General features: G+C 68.2%; 11 protein-coding genes. All 11 read left to right on the forward strand.

Annotated elements, in window-relative coordinates:
* The first annotated feature begins 59 nt into the window (after positions 1–59).
* The 11 genes from ACZ6YV_RS24420 (at position 60) to ACZ6YV_RS24470 (ending at position 16,981) form a co-directional block, all read left to right on the forward strand.
* Positions 60–1,217 (forward strand): inositol-3-phosphate synthase, encoded by a 1,158-nt coding sequence (locus ACZ6YV_RS24420; RefSeq protein WP_465511817.1) that lies wholly within the window; start codon positions 60–62, stop codon positions 1,215–1,217.
* Positions 1,214–2,062: an SCO3242 family prenyltransferase gene (locus tag ACZ6YV_RS24425; RefSeq protein WP_465511818.1), complete on the forward strand. Its 849-nt coding sequence runs from the start codon at positions 1,214–1,216 to the stop codon at positions 2,060–2,062. Before ACZ6YV_RS24420 ends, ACZ6YV_RS24425 begins: the two co-directional genes overlap by 4 nt.
* A complete protein-coding gene (locus tag ACZ6YV_RS24430; protein ID WP_465511819.1) occupies positions 2,059–3,471 on the forward strand; it encodes an EboA domain-containing protein in 1,413 nt (470 codons plus the stop codon). The genes ACZ6YV_RS24425 and ACZ6YV_RS24430 overlap by 4 nt, the downstream gene beginning before the upstream one ends.
* A 4-nt stretch (positions 3,472–3,475) precedes the next feature.
* The gene (locus ACZ6YV_RS24435; RefSeq protein WP_465511820.1) at positions 3,476–4,339 is read left to right on the forward strand and encodes a TatD family hydrolase; all 864 of its coding nucleotides are present in this window, start codon (positions 3,476–3,478) and stop codon (positions 4,337–4,339) included.
* Complete coding sequence (gene eboE, locus ACZ6YV_RS24440) at positions 4,336–5,418, forward strand: metabolite traffic protein EboE (protein ID WP_465511821.1); 1,083 nt, start codon at positions 4,336–4,338, stop codon at positions 5,416–5,418. Before ACZ6YV_RS24435 ends, eboE begins: the two co-directional genes overlap by 4 nt.
* Entirely contained in the window at positions 5,415–6,788 is a 1,374-nt protein-coding gene (locus ACZ6YV_RS24445; RefSeq protein ID WP_465511822.1) for an alkaline phosphatase family protein, read from the forward strand. The genes eboE and ACZ6YV_RS24445 overlap by 4 nt, the downstream gene beginning before the upstream one ends.
* A gap of 172 nt (positions 6,789–6,960) precedes the next feature.
* On the forward strand, positions 6,961–10,053 hold the full coding sequence (locus ACZ6YV_RS24450) for a ThuA domain-containing protein (protein WP_465511854.1): 3,093 nt from the start codon (positions 6,961–6,963) through the stop codon (positions 10,051–10,053).
* Positions 10,053–11,057: a sugar phosphate isomerase/epimerase family protein gene (locus tag ACZ6YV_RS24455; protein WP_465511823.1), complete on the forward strand. Its 1,005-nt coding sequence runs from the start codon at positions 10,053–10,055 to the stop codon at positions 11,055–11,057. Before ACZ6YV_RS24450 ends, ACZ6YV_RS24455 begins: the two co-directional genes overlap by 1 nt.
* A gap of 10 nt (positions 11,058–11,067) precedes the next feature.
* The gene (locus tag ACZ6YV_RS24460) at positions 11,068–11,958 is read left to right on the forward strand and encodes a sugar phosphate isomerase/epimerase family protein (protein WP_465511824.1); all 891 of its coding nucleotides are present in this window, start codon (positions 11,068–11,070) and stop codon (positions 11,956–11,958) included.
* Between the two features lie 14 nt (positions 11,959–11,972).
* Positions 11,973–12,995: a multicopper oxidase domain-containing protein gene (locus ACZ6YV_RS24465; RefSeq protein ID WP_465511825.1), complete on the forward strand. Its 1,023-nt coding sequence runs from the start codon at positions 11,973–11,975 to the stop codon at positions 12,993–12,995.
* A 20-nt stretch (positions 12,996–13,015) separates the two neighbouring features.
* Positions 13,016–16,981: a ThuA domain-containing protein gene (locus ACZ6YV_RS24470; protein WP_465511826.1), complete on the forward strand. Its 3,966-nt coding sequence runs from the start codon at positions 13,016–13,018 to the stop codon at positions 16,979–16,981.
* The last annotated feature ends 19 nt before the right edge of the window (positions 16,982–17,000 follow it).

The following is a 17,000-nucleotide window of genomic DNA, read 5'->3' on the forward strand; positions in this document are numbered from 1 at the left end:
TTCGATCCGAAACATCCGACCATACGAGGTTGGCTGTTTTGGCTGGGAAAGGTGGAGAAATGCCTGCTCACGAGCGCACGGGCATCTGGTTGATCGGGGCGAGGGGGTCCGTCGCCACCACTGCCGCGGTAGGGCTGCTCGCCCTCCGCGCGGGGGTGACGGGCGGTGGCGGCTGTGTCACCGAACTGCCCGCGTTCGCCGGGGTTCCGTTGCCCGGCTGGGACGATCTGGTGCTCGGCGGACACGACATCGTGCACACGCCGCTGGAGAAACGCGCCGAACAGCTGGCGCACGCCGGCGTGTTCGGGCACTCGGTGTTCTCGGCGGTCCGGTCCGGACTGGCCGAAGTGGACGCCGAGATCCGCGACGGCTACCACCCGGCGACGCATACGGGTGCCCAGGCCGACGCGGCCGCCCGGCTCACGGCGGACATCAGAGCTTTCGCCGGCCGGAACGACCTCGCGCGGGTCGTGGTCGTCAACGTGTCCTCCACCGAGGCCCCGTGCCCCCACCTGCCCGAACACGACGATCTCGACGCATTGGAAGCGGCGCTGGCGGATCCGACGCGGGCGGTGCTCCCGTCGAGTTCCCTGTCGGCTTACGCGGCGCTGAAGGCGGGAAGCCCGTACGTCGAGTTCACGCCGTCGGCAGGGATCACCCTGCCCGCGCTGCGGAAGCTCGCCGAGCGTGAAGGCCTGCCGTACGCCGGGTCCGACGGCAAGACCGGCGAGACCCTGCTCCGCACCGTCCTCGCGCCGATGTTCAGCGCGCGGGCGCTGAAGGTTCGCTCCTGGGCGGGCACCAACCTGCTGGGCGGCGGCGACGGCGAGACCCTCGCCGACCCGGTGACCGCGAACAGCAAGCTGGAATCCAAGGCCCGCGGGCTCGCCGCGCTGCTCGGCGACGACGTCACCGCGCCGCTCCACATCGACAACGTGCCCGACCTCGGCGAGGTCAAGACCGCGTGGGACCACGTGTCGTTCGAGGGGTTCCTCGGCGCGCGCATGAGCCTGCAGTTCACCTGGACCGGCTACGACTCCGCGCTCGCGGCGCCGCTGATCCTCGACCTCGCCCGCTTCGTCACCGCCGCGCACGCCGGCGGCCAGAGCGGCGCGCTGACCGAACTCGGCTTCTTCTTCAAGGACCCGCTGGGCAGCGACGAGCACCGGTTCGCCGAGCAGACCGCTCGCCTGGTCGCCTGGGCGGGAGCCCTGTGAAGGCCTATGTAGAACTCGTGCGGGCGCCCGCCGCGCTGACGGTGCTCGGCGACACGGTCGCCGGATCCGCCGCGGCGGGGCTCAAGATGACCGGGCGACGGCTGCTGCTGCCGCTGTCCTCGGTCGCCTTCTACTGGGCCGGGATGGCCCTCAACGACTGGGCGGACCGGAAGCTCGACGCCGTGGAGCGGCCCGAGCGGCCGATCCCGTCCGGGCGGGTGAGTGCCGGCGCGGCGCTCACCACCGGCGTCGCGCTGACCGCGGCGGGCCTTGGCCTGGCCGCGCTCGGCGGCGGCCGTCAGGCGATGCGGGTCGCGGTCCCGCTCGCGGCTTCGGTCTGGGCGTACGACACCTTGCTCAAGCCGACCCCGGCCGGACCGGTGGCGATGGCGGCCTGCCGCACGCTCGACGTCCTGCTGGGCGCGGGTGGCGAACCTCGACTCGCCGCCACCGCGGCGGCGGCCGTGGGCGTCCACACGCTCGGCGTCACGGCCCTGTCCACCGGGGAGGTCCACGGCGCGAACCCGGCGACGGCCCGTGCCGCATTGGCCACCAGCTGTGCGGCGACAACGTTGGCATTGGCTGGACCGGCGAAGGGCGGCTGGCATCGCGTGGCCTCGATGGCTGCCGGTTCGGGCTACGCGAGCCTGGTCGGCAAGGCGCAGGCGGACGCCGTCCGTGACCCGTCGGCGAAGTCCGTGCGCTCGGCGACGCGCTCCGGCATCCACGGCATGGTCCCGCTGCAGGCGGCGGTCACGGCGAAGGGTTCGGTCCTGGGGGCCGCGCTGGTCGCGGCCGCGCTCCCGATCGCCCGCAAGCTGTCGCGGAAGGTGAGCCCCACATGAGTTTTCACCTCGGATACGGCACCAACGGCTTCTCCAACCACCGCCTCGACGACGCGCTCGCGATCATCGCCGACCTCGGCTACACCGGAGTGGCGCTGACGCTGGACCACGACCACCTCGACCCGTTCGCCGACGATCTGGCGCGGCAGGTCGACCACGTGGCTTCGCGGCTTTCGGCGCTCGGCCTGAACCGGGTCGTCATCGAGACGGGCGCGCGGTATCTGCTCGACCCGTGGCGCAAGCACTCGCCGACGCTGCTGTCGGATGATCCCGCACTGCGGATCGACTTCCTGGCGCGGGCGTTGCAGATCGCCGGTAGCCTGGACGCTGACTGCGTCTCGTTCTGGTCCGGTGTGTCTACTGTGGACACCGACCTCGCATGGTCCCGGCTGCGCGAGGGGGTCGCCGCGGTCCTGGAGCACGCCGCACGGTTGAACGTTCGGCTGGCGATGGAACCCGAGCCCGGGCATCTCGTGCAGCATCTGGGCCAGGTCCTGGACCTGCGCACGGAGCTCGGCGAGCCGGAGCTGTTCGGCGTCACGCTCGACGTCGGGCACTGTGTCGCCGTCGAGCCGGTCAACGCGGCCGAGTGCGTCCGCCTGGCCGGCCCGCTGCTGTGGAACGTCCAGCTGGACGACATGCTGCCGAGGGTCCACGAGCATCTGGAGTTCGGCGACGGGCATCTGGACCTGCCGGGGACGCTCTCCGCGCTGGCGGAGATCGGCTACACCGGGCTGGCCGCGGTCGAACTGCCCCGGCACAGCCACGCCGCGCCGGACACCGCACGCCGGGCTTTCGAGGCGCTCACCGCCGCGATGCCGCAAACCTGGTCGGCCAAGGCGGAACGCCGGATCCGGGAGAAGCCGTCGGTGATCGGCGCGATCTTCCCGGCCGTCGGCCGTGAGGTCGGCCGTGAGGCGCTGCGTCCGGACACCGACCCGCACGGCCTGGTCCACGGCACCGTCGACGACCGGGCGCGGGTCCGGCTCGTGACGGTCCTGGCCGACGTCCTCGACGACGCCGCGCTGGCCGCGGAACTGCGCGATCTCTACCGCTACGGCGACGACGCCGAGCGGCGCGGAGTGCTCCGTGCGCTCTCCACGCTGGAGTCACCGGGTGCCGAAGTCACCGATGCCGGGATCAAACTGGTCGAGGACGCCTTGCGTGCCAACGACATCAGGCTGGTCGCCGCCGCCATGGGTGCCTTCGCCCGGTTCCTGGACGACCACGCCTGGCGCCACGGCGTCCTCAAATGCGTCTTCGTCGGGGTGCCGCTGGCCGCCGTCGCGGACCTCGGAACCCGCGCGGACGACGAGCTGAAGCGGATGCTCGCCGATTTCGCCGACGAACGCAGGGCGGCCGGACGTGACGTTCCCGCCGACGCCCTCTCATTGCTCAAGGAGAACTGAGCCGATGCGCATCTTCGATCCCCACATCCACATGTCCTCCCGGACCACCGACGACTACGAAGCCATGTACGCGGCCGGTGTCCGCGCGCTGGTCGAACCCGCGTTCTGGCTGGGGCAGCCGCGCACCAGCGTCGGCTCGTACACCGACTACTTCGACGCGCTCATCGGCTGGGAACGGTTCCGCGCCGCCCAGTTCGGCATCCGGCACCACTGCACGATCGCGCTGAACCCCAAGGAGGCCAACGACCCCCGCTGCCGCGAGGTGCTCGACGTCCTCCCGAGGTACCTGGCCAAGGACGGCGTGGTCGCGGTCGGCGAGGTCGGCTACGACTCGATGACCAAGGAAGAGGACGAGGTCTTCGCCCGGCAGCTGGCGATGGCCCTCGAACACGACCTCCCGGTGATGGTGCACACCCCGCATCGCGACAAGCTCGAAGGCACCAAGCGCACCCTCGACGTCGTCCGCGAAGCGGGAATCGCGCCGGAGCGCGTCATCGTCGACCACCTCAACGAGGTCACCGTCAAGCTGGTCAAGGATTCCGGCGCCTGGATGGGGTTCTCGATCTACCCGGACACCAAGATGGACGAGCACCGGATGGTCGAGATCCTGCGCCAGTACGGGCTGGAGCAGATGATCGTCAACTCCGCCGCGGACTGGGGACGCTCGGATCCCTTGAAGACCGCCAAAACCGGGCAGGCGATGCTCGACGGCGGCTTCACCGACGCCGACGTCGACAAGGTGCTGTGGCAGAACCCTGTCGCCTTCTATGACCAAAGTGGACGGCTCACCCTCGACCCGCTGCCCGGCTTCACCGGCGAGGCGGAGACGTTCGAGGGCAACTCGGTCCTGCGAGGTGCCCGCAAATGATCTCCTACTGCACGAACGTCCATCCCGCCGAGGACGTCGCCGGCATCGTCGCGCAGCTGGAGCGGTACGCGCTCCCGGTGCGTGAGCGGCTGGGCGACGACAAACTCGGCGTCGGCCTGTGGCTTTCCGCGCCCGTCGCTCGTGGGCTCGCCGACGATCCTCAGGCGCGCAAGGCCTTCCGTTCCGAGCTCGACGCGCGCGGGCTCAGCGTCTACACGCTGAACGCGTTCCCGTACGGCGGCTTCCACGACGAGGTCGTCAAGCGCGCCGTCTATCGTCCTAAGTGGACTCACTCGGACAGGGCCGCTTACACGATCGACTGTGTCACGGTGCTGTCGGACCTTCTCGCCGAAGACGCCGCCTACGGCAGTATCTCAACGCTGCCGTTGGCTTGGCGTGAACCGTGGACCGAACACGACGACCACAGCGCGGCCACGGCCTTCGAACAGGTCGTCCGCGCGATCCGGGCCACCGGCGACCGGCCGATCCGGCTGGCCGTCGAACCCGAACCCGGCTGCGTGCTCGACACCGTGGCCGACGCGCTGGGCTGGCTTTCCGGCCGCGTCGACCCGGAGTACGTCGGCCTGTGCCTGGACACCTGCCACCTCGCGGTGTCCTTCGCCGACCCGGCGGAGACCCTGGCCGCGATCGCGAAGTCCGATGTGGACATCGTCAAGGTGCAGGCTTCCGCCGCGCTGCACGTCGAAAAGCCCGCCGAGGCGCGGGAAGCCCTGGCGGCGTTCGCCGAACCTCGCTACCTGCACCAGGTCCGCGAGCTCGGCGCGGACGGTGTCGTACACAAGGCCGACGACCTGCCCGAGGCATGGCGAGAATTACCGGGAGAAGGCCCATGGCGGGTGCACTTCCACATGCCGCTGCACCAGGCCCCGGCCGCGCCGCTGGCCACCACGACGGACGTCCTGCGCACCGTCGCCGCCGGGCTGCCCGGCGAACCGCATATCGAGGTCGAGACCTACACCTGGAGTGTCCTCCCGGACGCGGGTGACCTCGTCGGCGGGATCGCCGCCGAACTCGAGTGGGCCAAGGCGAACCTGGTCAAGGAAGAGGTGTCCGCGTGAAGCCGCTGGTCGTCATCGACGTCGTCGGGCTGACCCCGAAGGCGTTGCGGGACATGCCGAACCTGTCCGCCGTCGCGAAAGACGGCTGGCAGGCCGAACTGGGCACGGTGCTGCCCGCCGTCACCTGCAGCGCGCAGTCGACGTTCCTCACCGGGCTCATGCCCGCGCAGCACGGGATCGTCGGCAACGGCTGGTACTTCCGCGAGCTCGGCGAGATCTTCCTGTGGCGCCAGCACAACCGGCTCGTCGGCGGCGAGAAGCTGTGGGAGACCGCGCGGGCGGCGCACCCCGGCTACACCTCGGCGAACGTCTGCTGGTGGTACGCGATGGGGATGAGCACCGACGTCACGGTGACCCCGCGGCCGATCTACCACGCCGACGGCCGCAAGTCGCCGGACGCCTACATTCGCCCGCCCGAGCTGCACGATCAGCTGACCGGCGCGCTGGGGGAGTTCCCGCTCTTCCAGTACTGGGGCCCGACCGCGTCGATCAAGTCGAGCAAATGGGTCATCGGTGCCTCGCGGCAGATCCTGCGGGAGAAGCGGCCCGATCTGTTACTGACCTATGTCCCGCACCTGGACTACGACCTGCAGCGCTTCGGCCCGGACGCTCCTCAAGCGGCGCTGGCCGCGCGGGAGCTGGACAAAGCGCTCGCGCCGCTGCTCGACGACGCCCGCAACGCCGGGGCGACCGTGGTCGCGCTCAGCGAGTACGGCATCACCAACGTGCACCGGCCCGTCGACATCAACCGGGCGTTGCGGCGCGAGGGCCTGCTGGAGGTCTACACCCAGGCGGGCATGGAGTACCTCGACCCGTGGGCGTCGCGCGCGTTCGCCGTCGCCGACCACCAGGTGGCGCACGTCTACGTCCGCGACTCCGCCGATCTGGAGCGAGTGCGGTCGATCGTCGGCGAACTGACCGGCGTCGACGAGGTCCTCGATCGTGAGGCGCAGGCTCGCTATGGGATCGACCATGAGCGCGCGGGCGAACTCGTCGCGGTCGCGGAGCCGGACTCGTGGTTCACCTACTACTACTGGCTCGACGACGAGCGGAAGCCCGACTTCGCGCGCGGTGTCGAGATCCACCGCAAGCCGGGCTACGACCCCGCCGAGCTGTTCTTCGACCCGGAGGACAAGTTCGCCAAGGCGCGGGCCGGGCTCAACCTGGCGAAGAAGTTCGCCGGGCTCCGGTACGCGATGGACGTCGTCCCGACCGATCCGCGCTGGGTGCGCGGCTCGCACGGACGGCTCCCGGATTCCACAGAGGACGGTCCCGTGCTGCTGTGCTCCGACCCGGCCTTCCAGCCGTCCGGTCGTGTGGGGGCGACCGATGTGCATCCGTTGTTGTTGTCACTGCAGGGGTTGAAGTGATGTCGTGAGTGATTTGGGTCGTTAGAACGACCCAAATCACTCACGACAACCCACCACCCGCCGCACAGAAAGGCGTTTCGCTCCGCATCCCCTTCCTTGATCGCCGCCGCTCATCGAAAGGATCGCTACTGCTATGTCCTTGAAACGACGACTAGGCGTGCTCGTCACGTCGATGGTCACGGCTTTGACAGGCGTCGCGCTACCGATGCAAACCGCATCGGCGCACGAAGCGGCGACGGTGCTCGTGTTCTCCAAGACCGCGGGCTTCCGGCACGATTCGATCCCCGACGGGATCAAGGCGATCAAGGAACTGGGGGCGCAGAACCACTTCGGGGTCGAGACCACCGAGGACGCGGCGGCCTTCACCGACGCGAACCTCAAGCGCTTCAACGCGGTGGTCTGGCTTTCCACCACCGGTGACGTGCTGAACGCGGACCAGCAGGCCGCGTTCGAGCGGTACGTGAAGGGAGGCGGCGGGTACGTGGGCGTGCACGCCGCCTCCGACACCGAGTACGGCTGGCCCTGGTACGGCGACCTGGTGGGCGCGTACTTCAAGTCCCATCCGCAGATCCAGAAGGCGAACGTCAAGGTCGAGGACCACGGCCATGTGTCCACTGTGGATCTTCCGGAGACCTGGCCCCGCACCGACGAGTGGTACAACTACCGCGCGAACCCGCGGAGCGAGGTCAACGTCCTCGCCAGTCTGGACGAGAAGAGCTACCAGCCCGGTGACGGCGCGATGGGCGACCACCCGATCGCCTGGTGCCACGAGAACTCCGGCGGCCGGTCCTGGTACACCGGTGGCGGGCACACCAAGGAGTCCTACGCCGAACCTGCCTTCCTCAAGCACCTGGCCGGTGGCATCAAGTACGCCACCGAACTGAGCGAGGCCGACTGCGCCAAACAGACCCAGGAAGACCCGGTCGACGCGGACTTCGACCAGATCACCCTGGCCAAGGGCGAGGAGAAGACCGGCGAGCCGATCGCGCTTTCCGTGCTGCCCAACCGCGACGTCCTGCACACCTCGCGCGACGGCCGCGTCTGGTACACCAGCTCGTCGGCGACGACCTCGCTCGCCGGGCAGATCCCCGTCTACAACCACGACGAGGACGGCCTCCAGGGTGTCGCGATCGACCCGGAATTCGCCAAGAACCGCTGGGTCTACCTGTATTACGCGCCCAAGCTGAACACCCCGGCCGGTGACGCGCCGGAGAACGGCACCCCGGCGGACTTCGAACCGTTCAAGGGCTACAACCAGCTCTCGCGCTTCAAGCTCGGCACCGACAACAAGCTGGACGTCGCGAGCGAGCAGAAGATCCTGCAGGTCCCGGCCGAACGCGGCATCTGCTGCCACGCGGGCGGCGAGATCGACTTCGACGCGCAGGGCAATCTCTATCTGTCCACAGGGGACGATTCCAACCCGTTCTCCTCCGACGGGTTCACCCCGATCGACGAACGCGCCGACCGCAACCCGGTCTACGACGCCCAGCGCTCCTCCGGCAACACCAACGACCTGCGCGGCAAGGTGCTGCGGATCAAGGTCGGGGCGAACGGCAAGTACACCGTCCCGAAGGGCAACCTGTTCCCGAAGGGCAAGGCCAAGACGAAGCCCGAGATCTATGCTATGGGCTTCCGGAACCCGTTCCGGTTCGCCGTCGACCGCAAGACCGGCTGGATCCACCTCGCCGACTACGGTCCCGACGCGGGCGCAGCCGACCCGAAGCGTGGTCCCGGTGGCACGGTCGAGTTCAACCTGATCAAGAAGCCCGGCAACTTCGGCTGGCCGTACTGCGTCGGCGACAACCAGCCGTTCATCGACTACGACTTCGCCACCAAGCAGTCCGGCTCCGCTTTCGACTGCGCCAAGCCGAAGAACACCAGCCCGCGCAACACCGGGCTGACCGATCTCCCGCCGGTCGAGAAGGCGTGGATCCCCTACGACGGCGGTTCGGTGCCCGAGTTCGGTACCGGTCCCGAGTCCCCGATGGGCGGTCCGGTCTACCAATACGACGCGAAGAACCCGTCGCAGACCAAGTTCCCGGAGTACTTCAACGGCAAGACCTTCGCCTACGAATGGGAACGCGGCTGGATCAAGGAGATCACCGTCGGCAAGAACGGTGAACGCGGCGCCATCAAGCCGTTCTTCGACTCAATGGACCTGGTGCGCCCGATGAACGTCGAGTTCGGCCCGGACGGCGCGCTCTACGTCCTCGACTACGGCACCGGCTATTTCGGCGGCTCCAAGGAATCCGCCGTCTACCGCATCGACTACACCAAGGGACGCCGGACGCCGGTCGCCCAGGTGGCCGCGGACAAGACGTCCGGCCAGGCACCCATGACGGTCAAATTCGACCCGGCCGGGACGAACGACCCCGACGGCCAGGCCCTGACCTACGCCTGGGACTTCGACGGGAACGGCACCACCGACTCCACCGAAGCCGCCCCGGTTTCCCACACCTACACCGCGAACGGCCAGTACACGGCGAAGCTCTCGGTCACCGACGCCACCGGGCTGACCGGTTCGGCGAGCGTGGTGGTCACCGTCGGCAACACCGCGCCGGTGGTCACGCTGAAGACCCCGGTCAACGGCAGCGTGTTCAGCTTCGGGGACACCGTCCCGTTCAAGGTCGAGGTGACCGACGCCGAGGACAACCCGATCGACTGCTCGAAGGTGACCGTTGAATACATCCTCGGCCACGAGGGGCACGGACATCCGCTGAGCCGCGCGACAGGCTGTGAAGGCACCATCGCCACGCCTGCCGACGAGGGACACGGCGCGGACGCCAACGTCTTCGGCGTCATCAACGCCGGCTACACCGACAACGGCGGCAACGGCGTGCCCGCGCTCACCGGCGAGGCGGAGTCCATCCTGCAGCCCAAGCTGAAGCAGGCGGAGTTCTACACCCAATCCAGCGGGATCGAGGTCGTCGGGCACGCCGGCGCCAGTGGCGGCAAACGGGTCGGCCACATCGAATCAGGGGACTGGATCAAGTTCGACCCGGTGAACCTCGTCGGTGTCCGCGGCATCGGCTACCGCGTCTCGTCCGGCGGCGAGGGCGGCACGATCGAGGTCCGCTCGGGCGCGGTGGACGGCCCGCTGGTGCAGACGGTCGCCGTCGCCAACACCGGCGGCTGGGACACCTATGCCGACATCCCCGCTTCCGCCATCACCGACCCCGGCGGCACCGGCTCCTTGTTCCTCGTGTTCAAGGGCGGTTCCGGTGGCTTGTTCGACGTAGACGCGATCACCTTCGAGGAGAACTGATGAGCCGTCCGATCACCCTGTTCACCGGCCAGTGGGCGGATCTCCCGTTCACCGAGGTGTGCAGGCTGGCCAGCGAGTGGGGCTATGACGGCCTCGAAATCGCGTGTTCCGGCGACCATTTCGAGGTCGACCGCGCACTGTCCGAAGAGGACTATGTGCCTGGCCGCCTGAAGCTGCTGGCCGAGCACGGCCTCAAGGTGTGGGCGATCTCCAACCACCTCGTCGGCCAGGCCATCTGTGACGACCCGATCGACGAACGCCACCAGGCCATCATCCCTTCGAGGGTGTGGGGCGACGGTGAACCGGAAGGCGTCCGGCAGCGGGCCGCGAAGGAAATGGCCGACACCGCCCGCGCGGCGGCGAAACTCGGTGTGGACACGGTGATCGGCTTCACCGGGTCGAAGACCTGGAAGTACGTCGCGATGTTCCCGCCGGTCTCGCAGGCGGTCATCGACGAGGGCTACACCGACTTCGCGGACCGGTGGAACCCGATCCTCGACGTCTTCGACGAGGTGGGCGTGCGGTTCGCCCACGAGGTCCACCCGTCGGAGATCGCTTACGACTACTGGACCACGAAACGTGCGCTCGAAGCTGTCGGCAACCGTCCGGCATTCGGGCTGAATTGGGATCCTTCGCATTTCATCTGGCAGGACCTCGACCCGGTCGGCTTCATCCTCGATTTCGCCGACCGGATCTACCACGTGGACTGCAAGGACACCAGGAAGCGGTTCGACGGACGGAACGGAAGGCTCGGCTCGCATCTCCCCTGGGGAGATCCCCGACGCGGCTGGGACTTCGTTTCGACAGGGCACGGCGACGTGCCTTGGGAGGACTGTTTCCGCGCACTGAATTCGATCGGCTACGCCGGTCCGATCTCGGTGGAGTGGGAAGACGCCGGCATGGACCGGCTCCGGGGCGCGGCGGAAGCCGTGACCTATCTGCGGGGGCTCCTGTTCGACAAGCCGTCGGCGGCCTTCGACGCGGCTTTCAGCAACCAGAAGTGAGGGCGGTTTCATGTGCGGTGAAGAAGCTGAGCGGTTCCACTCTCGACGGTCGCTCCTGCGAGGTGCCACGACGGCGGCCGTCGCGGTCGGCGCGGCGGTAGCCCTGCCGGGACTGGCGAACGCTGCCCCGGCGGCGCAAGCAGAGACACAGGGGCACGGTGACGGCCACGGCCGGGTCCCGGTGGAGAAGATCAGCATCCAGCTCTACTCCCTGCGCACCGCGCTGCAGGCCGATCTGCCGGGAACCCTGTCCGCGCTGGCGGACATCGGCTACCGGAAGGTCGAACTGGCCGGCACCTACGGCCGTACGGCGCAGGAGTTCCGCGGTCTGCTCGACAAGAACCACATCAAGGCGTCGTCCACACACGTCGGCATCGACGGTGACCTCGACAAGACCATCGCGGACGCGAAGGTCCTCGGGAACACCCGCGCCAACGTGCCGTTCGCGGCCTTCGACACCATCGACGGCTGGAAGCAGTTCGCCGGACGGCTCGACACGGCGGCGCGGAAGTTCCGCCGGGCCGGGATCCCGCTCGGCTACCACAACCACGCCCACGAGTTCGCGGCCATCGACGGCGTGCGCCCGTACGACGTGCTCACCAGGGGCACCAACCCGCGTTACGTGCACCTGGAGATCGACCTGTTCTGGGCGGTAGAGGGCGGCGTCGACCCGATTTCGCTGTACCGCCGGCACTTCCCGCGCGTGGTGCAGTACCACGTGAAGGACCGGACGGCGGACGGCAAGATGGTCGACCCCGGCAAGGGTGTCATCGACTTCCCGCGCATCTTCGGCCGCACCCGCCCGAACCTGCACGAGTACATCGTCGAGCACGACAACCCCACGGATCCCCTGAGCACCGCCCAGACCGGATTCACCTATCTCCGTAACGTTCGCTTCTAGCTGGGGAATCCACAATGGACAAGAGTAAACGCGGGCTGTCCCGCAGATCGATGCTCGCGGGCACCGCGGCCGGGGTCATCGCCCCGGTCGTGGTGTCGGCGAGCGCCGGTTCGGCACCGGCCGCCGCCGCGGGGATGACCCGCAACATCACCGTGTACGCCGACTACGTTCCCGGCTCGACCCGGGTCGGTTACGGGCTGGAGCCCGGCAAACCGACCATCCCCGGGCCGCTCCTGGAGTGCTACGAGGGCGACACGCTGGTGATCGAGCTGGTCAACAACACCGACCAGCGCCTTTCGATCCACCCGCACGGCGTCAACTACGACACCAAGTCGGACGGCTCGCCGTTCAACGACTCCTTCAACAAGCCCTACGAAACCAAGACCTACACCTGGAAGACGCGGACGGCTTACCAGGCGGCCAACGGTTTCTGGATGCCCGGCAGCGCGGGGTACTGGCACTACCACGACCACGCGTTCGGCGGGGACCACGGCACCGTGGGCCTGATGAAGGGTCTCTACGGCGGTCTGATCGTGCGCAAACGCGGGGATCTGCTGCCCAGCAAGCAGTTCACCGTGGTGTTCACCGAAATGTGGATCAACCACCAGGTCGCCCCGAACACCCCGATCTTCGAGGCGAACCTGGGCGAACGCGTCGAGTTCATCTGCATCGGGCACGGCAACCTGATGCACACCTTCCACCTGCACGCGCACCGCTGGGCGGACACCCGCACCGGCATGCTCACCAGCGCGACCGACAACGCCCCGATCCTCGACAACAAGACCCTCGACCCCGGTAACTCCTTCGGGTTCCAGGTGATCGCCGGTGACGGCGTCGGGCCGGGCGCGTGGATGTACCACTGCCACGTCCAGCAGCACTCGGACGACGGCATGTCCGGAGTGTTCCTGGTCCGCAACGCCGACGGCGGGATGCCCGCGGGCGCCCAGGACGCGATCGACCGGTTCAAGGGACACCAGCACGGCACCACCGCGGCCAAGCCGGACGCCACGGGCGCCTCGGCCCACACCCACCACTAGTCTTCGAAAGGAGCGAGAACTTGAGACGAATCTTCTCGCAACGCCGTCTCCGCAGACGGTCACTGGCCGCGCTGGCGGTCGGCGCCGTCGTCACCTCCGGGCTTCCGCTGGTCATCGCACCGGTGACCGCCGAAGCCGCGACGAACGTCCCGGTCAACGTCCTGGTCTTCCACGGCACGGCCGCGGACCAGAAGGACCCCGTCCTGCGCGCCACGGACGCGATCGCGAGCCTGGGTCAGGCGAACGGGATCTCGGTGGCGTCCTCTTCGGACCCCACGGTGTTCACGAGCGCCAACCTCGCGAAGTACCGCGGCGTCGTCTTCCTTTCCGCGCAGGGCATCACGCTCAACCGCGACCAGGAAACCTCGCTGCAGAACTACATGAAGGCGGGCGGTGGTTTCCTCGGGCTTTCGGACGCCGCGCGGGCCCAGGACGGTTCGCAGTGGTTCTCCGGCCTGATCGGCGCACGTCCGGTGGGGGCACGTCCCACCCCGGAAGCGGTCGCCGCAGTCACGGCGAGCGCGGAGAACGCGCCCAACGAGGGCAAGGAGAAGCTGGCCGACAACAACGAGAACACCAAGTGGCTGGCCTTCACGAACACCGCTTGGATCGCCTACAAGCTGGCCGCCCCGGTCGCCGTGAGCAGCTACGCGCTCGTCTCGGCGAACGACTTCGCCGGGCGTGACCCCAAGAGCTGGACCCTGCAGGGCTCCAACGACGGGACCGCGTGGACCGATCTGGACACCCGCACCAACGAGGTGTTCGCGGACCGGTTCCAGAATCGGACCTTCACCTTCGCCAACACCACGGCCTACTCGAACTACCGGCTGAACATCACCGCCAACGCCGGTGAATCGGCCACCCAGCTGGCCGACTTCAAACTGTTCAAGGACCAGTCGAACACCCCGCCGCCGCCGGAGAACGCGCCGGCCGAGGCCACGGTCGACGTCCTCGACAAGGCGAACCCCACGACGGCGGGGCTGCCGCAGAAGTGGGTGCGCACGGACCGGTGGCTCAACTGGGAGGTCAACCCGGTCGGCACCGTCCACACCGTCGCGCAGGTCGAAGAAGCGGGCTACAAGCCGGGTGTCGGCGCGAACGGCGCTTTCCACCCGATCTCGTGGTGCCGTGACTACGACGGCGGCCGCTCCTTCTACTCCGGCATGGGCAGGACAGAGGCGAGCTACGGCGAGGCCCAGTTCCGCAGCCACATCCTCGGCGCGCTGAAGTGGACCACCGGCATGGTGCGCGGGGACTGCAAGGCGGGCATCGCGGCCAACTACAAGGTCGAGCGCCTGACCGCGAAGAACCAGACCGGCCAGATGGACCAGATCGGTGAACCGCACGGCCTGACCATCGCCCCGGACGGCAAGGTCTTCTACATCGGCCGCGCCGCCTGCGCCGGCAACGTCGTGCCCGCGCCGAACGACTGGTCCAACCCCGAGATCGGCGCCGGCTGCGGCACGATCCACCAGTGGGACCCGGTCACCAAGAAGCCGAAGCTGCTCACCACGCTCAAGGTGATGGGCAACCGCGGCAGCGGCGACGAACTGGTCAAGAACGAGGAAGGCCTCCTCGGGCTCGAACTGGACCCGAAGTTCAGCGAGAACGGCTACATGTACGCCTACTGGATGCCGCACGAGTCGATCGACCGTGACAAGCAGATCGGCAAGCGCACGGTCTCGCGGTTCAGCTACGACCTGAAGAAGCAGACGCTGGACCAGGCGACCCGCAAGGACCTGCTGTCCTGGGACGTCCAGATCCACAGCTGCTGCCACGCCGGTGGCGGCATGGCCTTCGACAAGGACGGGAACCTCTACGTCGGGTCCGGTGACAGCAACTCGTCGCAGGGCTCCAACGGGTACTCCGGTAACAACTGGACCGAGGACTACAAGGGCGTCTCGTTCCAGGACGCGCGCCGCACCGCCGGTAACACCAACGACCTCAACGGCAAGATCCTGCGGATCCACCCCGAGGCCGACGGCACGTACACCAACCCGGCGGGCAACCTGTTCCCCGAGGCCAACGACCCCGGGAACAAGACCAGGCCCGAGATCTACGTGATGGGCGTGCGGAACATCTCGCGTCTGCAAGTCGACAAGAAGACCAACTGGCTGACCGCCGCGTGGGTCGGTCCGGACGCGTCCACCCCGAGTCCGGAACTCGGCCCGGCCAAGTACGAGACCGCCACGATCATCACCGAGGCGGGCAACCACGGCTGGCCGTACTGCATGGGCAACAAGCAGCCCTACCGCGACCGCAGCAGCACCAACGCCGGAGTGCTCACCGGCTGGTACGACTGCGACAACCCGGTCAACACCTCGCCGCGCAACACCGGCCTGGTGAACCTGCCGCCGGTCAAGAAGAACATGATCTGGTACTCGCCGGACGGCGGCGGGCCGGTGTTCCCCAACCGTCCCAACAGCTCCGTCCCGTCGTACAACGCGGCCGAGGCCACCTACACGCAGCCCTACCTCAAGGGCGGCGGCCAGGCGGTCATGACCGGGCCGACGTACCACCGCGATCTCGTCAACACCACCAGCGGTGTCGCGTGGCCGTCGTACTGGAACGACAAGTGGTTCATCGGTGACCAGAGCAACGGGCAGAACCGGATCGCGGTCACCGTCGACCCGAACGGTGTCGCGAAGCAGGATCCGCCGGTGTTCGCCGAGACCCTGCGGCAGATCATCCCGACCGGTGGCGGCGACGCGAAGCTCCAGAGCTGGATGGACGCCGAGTTCGGTCCGGACGGCGCGCTGTACGCGCTCGACTACGGCAGCGGCTTCTTCACCTTGCAGGACAACCAGAAGCTGGTGAAGATCAGCTACACCGGCGGCGAGGCGACCCCGTCCGCGGCGGCGATGTCGACGATGGTGCAGAACAAGCCGCTCACCGCGGCCTTCACCGGGTCGAAGTCCGGGGGCGTCTCCTACAAGTGGGAGTTCGGCGACGGCACGATCTCGACGCAGGCCGACCCGCGGCACACCTACCCGCGCACCGGGCTCTACACCGCCAAGCTGACCGTGACCTACGCGGACGGCGAGACGGTGACCACGCGGAACTCGGTCAGCATCGGGTGTTTCGTGGCGGATCCCAGTGCCACGGTGACCATCGGTGACACCGACACCGGGGTGACCAACCGGAACGCCGGTGGCGGCTGCACTGTCGACGACATGATCGACGACGAGAGCACGTGGACCTCCCACGCCGGTTTCGTCAACCACGTCACCCAGGCCGTGGACAGGCTGGGCGATCTCGGCGTGCTGAACTCGGCCGAGTCGGACAAGATCAACGCCGCGGCCGCCGCGTCGCCCATCGGCAACAAGGGCGTCACCGGCTACGACGCGATCTACGACGGCACGGCGGAATCCTTCCGCAACTGGTCGCAGGCGCCGTCCGGGCAGTTCGCCATCCAGCCGGACGGGTCACTGCGACCGTCGGGCGGGCTGGGCATGCTCTGGTACTCGGCACGGCAGTTCGGCAACTTCTCGGTGAAGCTGCAGTTCAAGGACGTCGCGCCGACGGGCAGTGCCAACAGCGGCGTGTTCGTCAGGTTCCCGGACCCGCGTACTCCGCTGGAGCAGCGTCCGCCGGGCAGCTGCGGCACGGTCGGGTCGGCGAAGACCTCGCAGGCCTGGGTCGCGATCTACTGCGGTCACGAGGTCCAGCTGTACGACGGGGCCACCGGTGAACCGCAGAAGACCGGGTCGATCTACAACTTCGACCCGCGACCGCTGGACCAGGCGGGTGTGAAGCCGAAGGGGACCTGGAACGAGTACGAGGTCAAGGTCGTCGGGCAGAAGTACACGATCATCCGCAACGGTGTCGTGATCAACGAGTTCGAGAACGCGCCGGGCATCCAGTCCACGCGTGCGGGCGACCCGTCGACCGACTTCCGGCAGTTCGTCAGCGGGTTCATCGGTCTGCAGAACCACAGCGACAACGACCTGATGGAGTTCCGCAACATCCGGGTGCGGCAGCTGTAGCGCGAAAGCCGGCCGGGCG

The sequence above is a fragment of the Amycolatopsis sp. NPDC102522 genome (genome assembly GCF_055584485.1).

Coding starts and splice junctions, on each gene's coding strand:
- ACZ6YV_RS24420 (WP_465511817.1), top strand. CDS start 60: ATGCCTGCTCACGAGCGCACGGGCATCTGGTTGATCGGGGCGAGGGGG.
- ACZ6YV_RS24430 (WP_465511819.1), top strand. CDS start 2,059: ATGAGTTTTCACCTCGGATACGGCACCAACGGCTTCTCCAACCACCGC.
- ACZ6YV_RS24435 (WP_465511820.1), top strand. CDS start 3,476: ATGCGCATCTTCGATCCCCACATCCACATGTCCTCCCGGACCACCGAC.
- eboE (WP_465511821.1), top strand. CDS start 4,336: ATGATCTCCTACTGCACGAACGTCCATCCCGCCGAGGACGTCGCCGGC.
- ACZ6YV_RS24450 (WP_465511854.1), top strand. CDS start 6,961: ATGGTCACGGCTTTGACAGGCGTCGCGCTACCGATGCAAACCGCATCG.
- ACZ6YV_RS24455 (WP_465511823.1), top strand. CDS start 10,053: ATGAGCCGTCCGATCACCCTGTTCACCGGCCAGTGGGCGGATCTCCCG.
- ACZ6YV_RS24460 (WP_465511824.1), top strand. CDS start 11,068: ATGTGCGGTGAAGAAGCTGAGCGGTTCCACTCTCGACGGTCGCTCCTG.
- ACZ6YV_RS24465 (WP_465511825.1), top strand. CDS start 11,973: ATGGACAAGAGTAAACGCGGGCTGTCCCGCAGATCGATGCTCGCGGGC.